This window comes from Chamaesiphon sp. (genome assembly GCF_041737865.1).
Classification (GTDB): Bacteria; Cyanobacteriota; Cyanobacteriia; order Cyanobacteriales; family Chamaesiphonaceae; genus Chamaesiphon.
In genome coordinates this window covers 1-9,677 of the sequence record NZ_JBGSQZ010000143.1, presented here as the reverse complement: position 1 = coordinate 9,677, position 9,677 = coordinate 1, and the positions used below count along the sequence as shown (strand labels likewise).

General features: G+C 45.1%; 11 protein-coding genes. 5 read left to right on the top strand and 6 right to left on the bottom strand.

The features are described from left to right. Nucleotides 1-120: 120 nt before the first annotated feature. Nucleotides 121-942 carry a nuclear transport factor 2 family protein gene (locus ACEW9J_RS10625; RefSeq protein ID WP_373545093.1) on the bottom strand — a complete coding sequence of 274 codons (822 nt, stop codon included), beginning with the start codon at nucleotides 940-942 and terminating at the stop codon, nucleotides 121-123. A 313-nt stretch (nucleotides 943-1,255) separates the two neighbouring features. Here ACEW9J_RS10625 and murG point away from each other — a divergent pair, with 313 nt between their 5' ends. The 3 genes from murG (at nucleotide 1,256) to ACEW9J_RS10610 (ending at nucleotide 3,293) form a co-directional block, all read left to right on the top strand. After that, nucleotides 1,256-2,347 carry an undecaprenyldiphospho-muramoylpentapeptide beta-N-acetylglucosaminyltransferase gene (murG, locus tag ACEW9J_RS10620; RefSeq protein ID WP_373545092.1) on the top strand — a complete coding sequence of 364 codons (1,092 nt, stop codon included), beginning with the start codon at nucleotides 1,256-1,258 and terminating at the stop codon, nucleotides 2,345-2,347. Between the two features lie 201 nt (nucleotides 2,348-2,548). Beyond that, nucleotides 2,549-2,830, top strand: coding sequence for a DUF427 domain-containing protein (locus ACEW9J_RS10615; RefSeq protein ID WP_373545091.1), 282 nt, complete (start codon nucleotides 2,549-2,551; stop codon nucleotides 2,828-2,830). A gap of 94 nt (nucleotides 2,831-2,924) precedes the next feature. Next, nucleotides 2,925-3,293 carry a hypothetical protein gene (locus ACEW9J_RS10610; RefSeq protein WP_373545090.1) on the top strand — a complete coding sequence of 123 codons (369 nt, stop codon included), beginning with the start codon at nucleotides 2,925-2,927 and terminating at the stop codon, nucleotides 3,291-3,293. Between the two features lie 157 nt (nucleotides 3,294-3,450). On the opposite strand, the gene ACEW9J_RS10605 is transcribed toward ACEW9J_RS10610, so the two are convergent. The 3 genes from ACEW9J_RS10605 to ACEW9J_RS10595 all read right to left on the bottom strand — a co-directional run bounded on the left by ACEW9J_RS10605 (nucleotide 3,451) and on the right by ACEW9J_RS10595 (nucleotide 5,390). After that, nucleotides 3,451-3,903, bottom strand: a complete 453-nt coding sequence (locus ACEW9J_RS10605; protein ID WP_373545089.1) for a DUF3531 family protein — start codon at nucleotides 3,901-3,903, stop codon at nucleotides 3,451-3,453. Nucleotides 3,904-4,055: 152 nt separating this feature from the next. Continuing rightward, a complete protein-coding gene (locus ACEW9J_RS10600; RefSeq protein ID WP_373545088.1) occupies nucleotides 4,056-4,838 on the bottom strand; it encodes a photosystem II S4 domain protein in 783 nt (260 codons plus the stop codon). Between the two features lie 33 nt (nucleotides 4,839-4,871). Then, nucleotides 4,872-5,390 carry a hypothetical protein gene (locus tag ACEW9J_RS10595; protein WP_373545087.1) on the bottom strand — a complete coding sequence of 173 codons (519 nt, stop codon included), beginning with the start codon at nucleotides 5,388-5,390 and terminating at the stop codon, nucleotides 4,872-4,874. A 178-nt stretch (nucleotides 5,391-5,568) separates the two neighbouring features. Here ACEW9J_RS10595 and serA point away from each other — a divergent pair, with 178 nt between their 5' ends. Next, nucleotides 5,569-7,155, top strand: coding sequence for a phosphoglycerate dehydrogenase (gene serA, locus ACEW9J_RS10590; protein WP_373545086.1), 1,587 nt, complete (start codon nucleotides 5,569-5,571; stop codon nucleotides 7,153-7,155). Between the two features lie 155 nt (nucleotides 7,156-7,310). Beyond that, a complete protein-coding gene (gene prmA / locus ACEW9J_RS10585) occupies nucleotides 7,311-8,198 on the top strand; it encodes a 50S ribosomal protein L11 methyltransferase (protein WP_373545085.1) in 888 nt (295 codons plus the stop codon). A gap of 95 nt (nucleotides 8,199-8,293) precedes the next feature. Here prmA and trmB read toward each other — a convergent pair whose 3' ends face one another. Together trmB and ACEW9J_RS10575 are read right to left on the bottom strand one after the other, a co-directional pair. Next, complete coding sequence (gene trmB / locus ACEW9J_RS10580) at nucleotides 8,294-8,926, bottom strand: tRNA (guanosine(46)-N7)-methyltransferase TrmB (protein WP_373545084.1); 633 nt, start codon at nucleotides 8,924-8,926, stop codon at nucleotides 8,294-8,296. Between the two features lie 274 nt (nucleotides 8,927-9,200). Further along, on the bottom strand, nucleotides 9,201-9,590 hold the full coding sequence (locus tag ACEW9J_RS10575; RefSeq protein WP_373545083.1) for an AbrB family transcriptional regulator: 390 nt from the start codon (nucleotides 9,588-9,590) through the stop codon (nucleotides 9,201-9,203). Nucleotides 9,591-9,677 lie beyond the last annotated feature (87 nt).

The window sequence follows — 9,677 nt, the reverse complement described above, 5'->3', positions numbered from 1 at the left end:
GTTCCCCCCGCATAAAACGCCGCCGAATAAAAAAACGACAAGACAGGCGGACTTTGGATCGCCAGCGGCGATTTCAATCGCTGTGCTGTCCTCAACCCGTGCGGTAACGATTGCACAAATCTATTTATCTCGTACCACATGTACCCGCTGAGTCAAAGTAGTCATCCCAGCCGGACGGATGAAAATAGTCGAAAACCAGTAGTCGCCGGATTTACCTGGAGCGCGGGCGATCTTAAATAAGCCGCCAGCCGTCAGCAATTCGAGTTTGTATTTGGGTGCTTGTGTATATGCTTGGGCAGAAACTAGTTGTTCGATGGTGGTGCCCATCAGGACATCTTCACCTAGAGGTTCTGTGACGATCGCATCCAGATTATATTCTGCATTAGCTTGAAGCTGAGTTGGGAGATTGAGTTCGATCGTTGGTGGTTTGCTCCCGCTGGATAACAGAGTACGTTCTTGCAAAATTTGTTGTTGGACGATTTGTCCCCCAACGATCTTTTGGCGAGATGCGATCGTTGATTGAAGATTCATCACTCTACCATCAATCTTTTGAACGCCAGTAATTTTGGTAACAGTATTAGCTGTATAACCATTTTCCACCGCTTGCCAGCCTTCTAGAGTAGTGGTGTAGCTGAGATTACGATAGTTTTGCCAAAATTGACCTAGAGACTGCTGCCATGCTGCTTTATTCAAACCGTCGCTGGTATTGAAGTTTGGGCTGTAGTAACGTAATAGCTCTGGTAATTTCCGCCCAGTTGCAGCAGCATCGATATTGGACAGCATCGTTTTGAGTGCTGTAGGTGCAGTCAACATCGAGCTATCGGCGCGAGCAGGGAGGATTGTAGCTGGCTGGCAACCGATGACTAGTGCCGCAATTGCTATTCGATACCAAGTAGCAGCAGTCGTAGATGACAAGAAGCGGTAGATGAGTTGCAACGACATATAGGGGTGGGGTAATTAGTTGATAGTTGATAGTTGATAGCGAAGTCGTCATTAAGACGGAGATTTAAATGGTGTGTCCTAATGACAAACTGCCTGAAGGCAACTGGACGGGTCTCCCGCCCAGTGGAGGCTATAAACGCTTACCATTGGGTCAGTGAAAGTGGGTGCTGAGGATGAGATGGTATTTCAGCTCATTTTTCAGCAAAAATGCGATAAATAGAGCGATCGATCTTACATCTAGGATAACAGAACAGCCATTCTCCTAGCGGAGATGCTACGCCAACGGCTAAAATAGCTGTGTCGTGGGTGAGGAATGAAAATATTAGTGTCTAAAGCCGCTACTAAGCTACTAATTGCTGCCAGTGGAACTGGGGGGCACGTATTCCCCGCCATCGCAGTCGCCCAAAAGCTATCAGGATATCAGATTGAATGGTTGGGGGTACCCGATCGATTAGAATCAAAGCTGGTACCTAAAGAGTATCCGCTACATCTGATTCGTGTCGGTGGTTTTCAAGGCAAACTTGGATTGGGAACACTCAAGACTTTTGGTGGATTGATTAAAGGAATTTTTCAAGTTCGGACACTACTCAAACAGGGTCGATTTGATGCTGTATTTAGTACTGGCGGCTATATTTCTGCACCTGCTATTTTAGCTGGCTACTCCCTCGGCTTACCAGTTTTTTTGCATGAGTCAAATGCGATTCCAGGTAAAGTTACTCGCTGGCTGAGTCCGTTCTGTACCAAAGTAGCCGTGGGATTTGTCGCGACAAGTAAATACCTCAATCGCGCTCAGACTATTTATCTGGGCACTCCCTGTCGTCAGCAGTTCTTGACCCCACAACCCCTAAATTTACCCATTCCCGCAGACAGTCCCCTGATCGTCGTAGTCGGTGGCTCCCAAGGCGCGGTAGCCCTCAATCAGATGATTCGTGAATGTGTGGATACTTGGCTAGATGCTGGGGCGACGGTCGTTCACATTGTTGGTGGTGCCAACGCTCCCACCGAGAAAATCGAACATCCCCAGTATATCGTGTTGCCTTTTTATGACAATATGGCAGGATTGTTTCAGCGGGCAGATTTGGCAATTAGTCGAGCGGGTGCAGCTACTTTAAATGAGTTGATGATTACCCGTACGCCCTCGATTTTGATTCCCTATCCTTATGCGGCTGAGGATCATCAATACTACAATGCCAACGTTTTGGCTGCTGCTCATGGAGCGTTGCTATTTCGCCAAGAAAGTCTGACAGCTCAGTTCCTAGCTGTAGAAGTCCTCAATCTCCTCCAAAATCCTCAACGGCTCAAGACAATGGCATCGAACACTAGTTCGTTGGGTGTGATTAATAGTGCAGATTTGCTAGCCGATCTCATTGGAGAATCAGTAAATACACATCTTGCATCAGTATAAAAGAACTGATAGAAACAGCCTCAAAACTTACTCCCAAATACCAAAACTATTCACTATCCACCATTCACTATTCACTAGTAACTTTGTTTTGATGCAAGATGTGAGTAAATACCCGATCGCCAAGTCATCAGACCGATGGTACTGAGGGTTGAATGGTATAGTGAGGGTAATTTACACTCGAAATAACTCAGAACTAAAATTATGACTAAAGCAATCTGGAACGGTGTTACATTAGCTGAAAGCAATGCCACAGTTATGGTCGATAATAATCATTACTTTCCAGCAGATAGTATCGACAAACAATATTTTAAAGATAGCAATACTCATACTACTTGTGGCTGGAAAGGTGTAGCTAGCTATTATAGTGTCGAAGTCAATGGTGAAGTTAATCCAGATGCTGCTTGGTATTATCCAGCAGCTAAGGATGCAGCTAAAAACATTGAGGGCTATGTCGCTTTTTGGAAGGGCGTTAAAGTTGCTTAGTTGCCCATCCGAGCGGATTGACTTCTAATCCGCTCCACCTTAAAATCGATCGGAATACTAGAGCCTAAGGGCATTCGTCGCATTAAAAATTAACATGATAGATCTCCAAATCATCGAGGAATTGCAAGTTCAATTTGCAGAGATTCCAGATGCGCTTGTCTCGTTGGAAACTATCGCTGATTGTGAAGGCAATCTCGAAGATGCTGCAATGGCTTTGGCAATTCGAGTCGGACAACAACCAGAGATCGATAATAGTGAATGGTTGCCAGGATTGGCAAAAAAGTGCCGCGTAGCCGTCTGTCGATCGGAATTTCGTAATGATATGATAAACGGTAATTTCTTGCCATTATATCAACACTTTTTACAGATTAAAATTTGCCCAAAGCTGTTGATTCTACCTGTATTGTTATACGCTCATGAATCTGGGATTAACCGATTTTGCGAACCACTCGATCCGGTTTAAATAAAGTTTTTGAGATCGGGTGGTAATCCATCAGCTAGTTAACAACTTGAGAATCGATTCGGTGCTCAATTGATAAACCTTAATCTACCCGTTGTTATCGATCGAAAATTCAGTAGATATTCGGATTGGCATAGCCACTCTGGAATAGTGTCAATTCTCAATTGATGTCTTGAAATAATGACTCTTTATAACTAGGATCGATTTCCCATTCCTCGTTTTCGCCACCAATAAATACTTGGACGATTTCGACGTATTCCTTGCTTAACTGGGATAGTGAATTGATCAAAATATCGATCGCGATCGCATCACTAGTTCCCAAATCCATCCAACACCGCGCCCAGTTTCCTTCATATTCAAAGTCGCCCATATTGTGCATGATCGACATCATTGTGCTATCAGCAGCATCATTGTCATAATCCATATAACTCAGATCCAAGCCTGTTTCTTGAACCTGACTATTTTCGGCATTAAATCCACCCAATTTACCCAAGAAAAACCACGAAGAAAAAACTTCCTCAACTAACTTTTTCTCTTGTTCTGAAGGTACATTGTTAAACTCCAGCCAAAACCAAACATCAAATTGACTGAACTCACGAAATTGGACTTGCATGGAGGGTGAATGGTGAATGGTGGATAGTGATGTAGGGTGTCTTAGGCATAAGCCGTAACAAACTAGTATCCCGATTTAAAATCGCTACAGAGGTAGGGTGTGTTAGGCGTAAGCCGCATAAGCACCAGTATCCCGATTTAAGATCGCTACAGTTACATAAATCTAGTCAAATTAATCCGGTAACGTTCCTTTTTGGTGATGGCGATCTCGCCAACTTCTAGTCTACCTTTACCACGAATAGCGATTAAATCTCCGGCTTTGAGTGCATGAGAGGATTGAGCGATATCTTTCCAATTTACGCGCACATCACCACTGGAGATCAGATCGACCATTTTACTACGAGACATCCCAAATCCAGCGGAGGAGATCGCATCCAATCTCAGGGAAGCTTCAGTCGTCACCATTTCTTTTTTCTTGGGTTCACGAATCTTTAATTCACTTAATTCGATCCGTCGAGTTTTTACAGGTACCGATCGAACTTGAGTCAAATGAGTTTCTAAAAACTCAACCAATTCCGGTGCGACAATTGCTTGGGCACCTTGTTCGCCTAGGACGATAATATCACCTGTTTTGTCACGGACGATGCCACAACCCAACATCGAACCTAAAAAGTCTCGATGGGTAGGCGGATCGAAGAGAAAATTTCCGGCGATCTGGATGGCTGCTAAAGGTACTTGACTGGGTTCAAATGGTAATTCACTCCGACAGAACCCCAACCGCTGTCTCTCGGCTTGTGGATACCCACCTGTAGCGATTAATTCGATATCGGAGAGACGGGTAAATACTCCTTTGATTTCGGCGATTTCTGGTGGGGATAGAAAGTCTGTCTCGACTACTTCCCAAGTCTTAATTGCTTGTTCGGCTAGATCGATCGCTCGTGCTACGACTTCACGATTTTCAACAACACGTTTTAATAATTCTTCTCTTGGGAGCATTTTATCAGTTGACAGTTGACAGCTACGATATTTCTATTGATACATATCAGTATAGACTTGGATCTTTTCTGGGTCGCATTTACGCAATATTGTTGTGGCTTGTTGGAGGAGTAGTTGAGAACCTTGGACAACAATTAGATATTTACCTGCATCGATGCGGTTGCGATATGGCACAGAATCAGCAGTACCAAAGCCAATCCCCCCACCACCACCGATAAAGACACTACCCATCGCTCCACCGATCGATCCGAGTAAGCCGCTGATGATATGGTCGCCGATTTCTCCTGCCCAAGCAAATGTATGTAAATTTGTCAGGATACTAAAGCCAGCTCCACCCACAAAGCCAAAGGGAACGAGCCAAGTTGCCATCAATTTAGCTTGTTTTTGTGCTGTTTCATTGGGATCGATTAGTCCAAATTCATCGATACTTTTGTAGCCACGACCGAGAATGGTAATTTTGCTCAGAGGTAAGCCTTGCTTTTCCAATAGCGTATATGCTGATTCTGCTTGGATGCGATCGGATAATACCGCGACGAGATAATTATTATTCATGATGATTTAATTATAAAAGCTTTATGTTTAATTTGAATTATGCCGATCGCCGCAAAGTCAGATCTTGGCGAGGCTCTTACATCATGAATTATAAAAATTTCACAAAGTATCGCCCCGTTGGACAGCTAATCCGGTTAAGATGTGCTATTGCGTTGACCTTTACCCAACAAAACCGATCGTGTCTAAAGTTCTTGTTTCCGATCCTATCGACCAAGCAGGGATTGACATCCTCTTGCAAGTCGCTACTGTAGACGTTAAAATTGGCTTGCCGCCAGCAGAATTGGCGCGGATTATCGGTGACTACGATGCGATCATGATTCGATCGGAAACCCGTGTCACTAAAGAAATTATTGAAGCTGCTACCAATCTCAAGATTATCGGACGCGCAGGTGTGGGGGTAGATAATGTGGATGTCCCCGCAGCTACCCGCCGAGGGATCGTAGTAGTTAATTCCCCCGAAGGTAACACGATCGCGGCTGCCGAACATGCCCTTGCGATGATGCTCTCGATGTCTCGCTACATCCCCGAAGCCAATCAGTCGATGAAAAGCGGACAGTGGAACCGCAAGCAGTTTGTCGGCACTGAAGTCTACAAGAAAACGCTCGGTGTCGTGGGTTTGGGCAAAATTGGCTCGCATGTGGCGACTGTTGCCAAAGCGATGGGGATGAAGTTACTCGCCTACGATCCGTTTATTTCGGCAGAACGCGCCGAGCAATTGGGTTGTAGATTGGTAGATTTGGATACGATTTTTCGCGAATCAGACTATATCACACTACACATTCCCAAAACTCCAGAGACAACCAACCTCATTAACGCCGAAACATTGGCAAAGATGAAACCCCAAGCGCGGATTATTAACTGTGCGCGGGGCGGAATCATCGACGAGGCTGCTTTGGCGATCGCCCTCGGTGCGGGTACAATTGCTGGTGCGGCGATCGATGTATTTGCGATCGAACCACTCGGCGAATCAGACTTACGCTCATTAGGCAAGGAAATCGTCCTCACGCCCCACTTAGGAGCCTCTACCGCCGAAGCCCAAGTCAATGTCGCGATCGATGTTGCCGAGCAGATTCGGGACGTGCTACTGGGGCTACCAGCTCGGTCTGCGGTGAATATTCCTGGCTTGCACCCAGACGCACTCCAGCAGCTCAAACCATATCTCCAACTTGCCGAAACCCTCGGCAATATGGTCAGTCAATTAGCTGGCGGACGCATTAACGATCTCCAGGTATGTCTATATGGAGATCTTGCCGAACAACAAACCAAGCCAATTATTACCGCTGCGCTCAAAGGCTTACTTTCTCCTGCACTGCGAGAAAGAGTCAACTATGTCAACGCAGGTATCGAAGCTAAGGAACGGGGCATCCACGTCTCGGAAACTCGCGACGCATCAGTTCGCGACTATGCGGCGACACTCAAGCTAATTGCCAAAGGTTCTTTGGGTCAACATTCAGTTACAGGTGCGCTGTTGGGTGATGCTGAGATGCGAATTACTAGCGTTGATGATTTCCCTGTCAATGTCGTACCTACTCAAAATATGTTATTCACGGTGCATAAAGATGTCCCTGGAATTATTGGGATTATTGGTTCGCTGCTGGGTAAATTTAATGTCAACATTGCTAGTATGCAGGTCGGACGCAAAATCGTGCGCGGCGATGCTGTCATGGTACTGAGTCTCGACGATCCATTACCCGATGGCATTCTAGCAGAAATCAAACAAGTTACGGGAATTAGCGATGCTTACACTGTGACGCTAACTAATTAAATTAATTGATAATTGATAGTTGGGTTGTTCCGCTGTTCTTCATTAAAAGTTGAAAGCTGGCAGTTGCTATATGATACTGTGGTGATGGATTAGCGGCTATTCACCACAGTCGTCTAAACATAGTTATTAGAATTTATATAGAAAGATTTAGAATCATGTCTAATAGCTGGTGGGAAATTAAAATTGAGTGCATTCCCGATCTCGAAGAAAATATCTTTTGGAGACTGAGTGAATTTGGATGCAAAGGAATGTCTACTCAACAGCAAGGTAGAGAAATCCTAATTTCTGCATATATTCCCCAGGTTCAGGTCAAACTATTAGCCATATCCGATCTCTCCATGGTATTGGAGGATGATGCTAGAGAAATGGGTTGCGAGTTGCCCGTAACTAAGTGTAATCTGATTGATGAAGAAGATTGGTCGAGTAGTTGGAAACAACACTGGCAACCACAACCGATCGGCGATCGATTGCTGATCGTTCCAGCATGGTTGGAGCCACCAACAGATTCAGAACGAACTATCCTCAAACTCGATCCAGGTGTAGCTTTTGGTACGGGTACTCATGCGACTACGCAACTGTGTCTAGAAGCCCTCGAAATGCGCCTGCAACCTGGGTCAAATCTCACAATTGCCGATATCGGTTGCGGCTCTGGTATTCTCTCTACCGCCGCATTATTGTTGGGTGCCCAACAGGTATATGCTGTCGATAACGACCCTCTAGCAGTCAAGGCAACTGGCGAAAATCGCGCTCTAAATCTGATTCCAGCCGAAAAGTTAATTGTTGATTTGGGGAGTATCGAAAAACTTCAGTTGATGATTCCGGCTCCGGTCGATGGTTTTGTCTGCAATATTTTAGCAGATGTAATTATTCAACTTGCCCCTTCGATGGCGGCGATCGTCAAGCCGAAAGGTTGGGCAATTTTGAGTGGGATTTTGTCTAGTCAGGTAGCTGATGTCTCCCATGTACTGGAGCAAAATGGCTGGGTAGTCGGTACAGTCTGGAATCGCTTGGAGTGGAGCTGTATCAATCTCAAGCATAAGTAGGCTTTAGGCTTTAGGTCTGCTTTAGGCTTTAGGCTTTAGGATCGATGTCTCGGCTGATGAATGGCGATGCTTGCGTGCTCTTAATTACCTAAAGCCTAAAGCCTAATCCAGATTGCTCGATGAACTGGCAAGCCGCGATTGAGGGTGGCTATTTCTCGCTCTGTGGGGATTGCGAGTGGATTTGGCTCCAGCCAGTTGGGTTGAGTGCGGCAGAAAGCTGGATTTTCGCTAAATCGATCGCACATTTCTTGGGCTACCCATTCTAGATCGGATTGCAAAAATACTTCACCACCACTGGGTAAATAACGAGCGATATCATTAACTAATTCTGGTTGCACGACTCGCCGTTTGGCATGTCTATTTTTGAAACAGGGATCGGGATATTGAATGCTAATCCGCTGTAATTTACCAGGTGGGAGCGATGCGAGTAGGGTTGCTAGTGAAATATTAATATTGCCAAATACATAGTGGAGATTGGTTACACCTGCTTCATCTCGGATGCGATTGGCTTGGATGACTAGAGCTTCACGAATTTCAATCCCTAAAAAGTTCCATTCTCGATCGAGTTGTGCCGATTCTAGCAAAAATCGCCCTCCAGCACTCCCAATATCAAGATGAATCGGTGCGGACAAATCGGGATAAACTACCGACCAATCGGGCGAGATCAGTGGCTGTTGGTAGATAATACTGAGCGGATTGACATGCTGTCTAACTTTGATCCGAGACATGAAACTAGCAGTAATGTGTGGAACAGATTTAGCAATACATCCCCAAACATAGATTAAGCTAGCAAATTTTAGATCGCGATCGTTGTCATCTAAAATTTACTAGCAAAATGGGAAAATAACTAAGCATAGAGAGGATGACTCAGATCCCCTCGGAATTTAGATTTGATTACGGAGAGCGTCTTGATATTACCTGCTCCTCTAATAATATTCGATCGCGACACTGATATCGCGATCGCGGATTACGCAGATAATCGATGCTACCTACTGTCTCGCTCTATTCGTCATCCCCATTTTTGTCAATTTGTTTAAGGTGAATGTGTTTGCGCCCTAGCGAAATTTCAAATACGTCGCCTTCCTGTAGACCCATTTGTTTGGTATAAGCAGCACCAATCAATAAGTTCTTATTGGATTGGACGGTGATCTTGTAACTAGCACTGCGACCGCCACGACCGCCACCAACTGATTTACTATCTAACTGAATACCTTCAGCATCGATTAGCGCGTTTAGAAACTTCATCATGTTGACTCGCTCGACACCATTCTTGGTTTCGGTGAAGTAACCGCATTCACGCGCTTTCTCTTCTTTAGTTGCGCCGCCGAGGTCTTTGACTTTTTGAAGTAGTTCTTCGCCTACTAAAGGCTCAATATTTTTCTTATTACTCATCAACTTAGATTTCAAACTAGAGGGTCTAACGCTATCCGGCGTTGCGGTTTTGCTAAACTAGCCCTGCAATTAGTTATTGGAGGTTGC

Bases quoted from the DNA above. Each gene is read 5' to 3' on its own strand.
- trmB (WP_373545084.1), bottom strand. From the start codon at position 8,926: ATGTCTCGGATCAAAGTTAGACAGCATGTCAATCCGCTCAGTATTATC.
- ACEW9J_RS10605 (WP_373545089.1), bottom strand. From the start codon at position 3,903: ATGCAAGTCCAATTTCGTGAGTTCAGTCAATTTGATGTTTGGTTTTGG.
- ACEW9J_RS10615 (WP_373545091.1), top strand. From the start codon at position 2,549: ATGACTAAAGCAATCTGGAACGGTGTTACATTAGCTGAAAGCAATGCC.
- ACEW9J_RS10575 (WP_373545083.1), bottom strand. From the start codon at position 9,590: ATGAGTAATAAGAAAAATATTGAGCCTTTAGTAGGCGAAGAACTACTT.
- murG (WP_373545092.1), top strand. From the start codon at position 1,256: ATGAAAATATTAGTGTCTAAAGCCGCTACTAAGCTACTAATTGCTGCC.
- ACEW9J_RS10610 (WP_373545090.1), top strand. From the start codon at position 2,925: ATGATAGATCTCCAAATCATCGAGGAATTGCAAGTTCAATTTGCAGAG.
- ACEW9J_RS10595 (WP_373545087.1), bottom strand. From the start codon at position 5,390: ATGAATAATAATTATCTCGTCGCGGTATTATCCGATCGCATCCAAGCA.
- ACEW9J_RS10625 (WP_373545093.1), bottom strand. From the start codon at position 942: ATGTCGTTGCAACTCATCTACCGCTTCTTGTCATCTACGACTGCTGCT.
- prmA (WP_373545085.1), top strand. From the start codon at position 7,311: ATGTCTAATAGCTGGTGGGAAATTAAAATTGAGTGCATTCCCGATCTC.
- ACEW9J_RS10600 (WP_373545088.1), bottom strand. From the start codon at position 4,838: ATGCTCCCAAGAGAAGAATTATTAAAACGTGTTGTTGAAAATCGTGAA.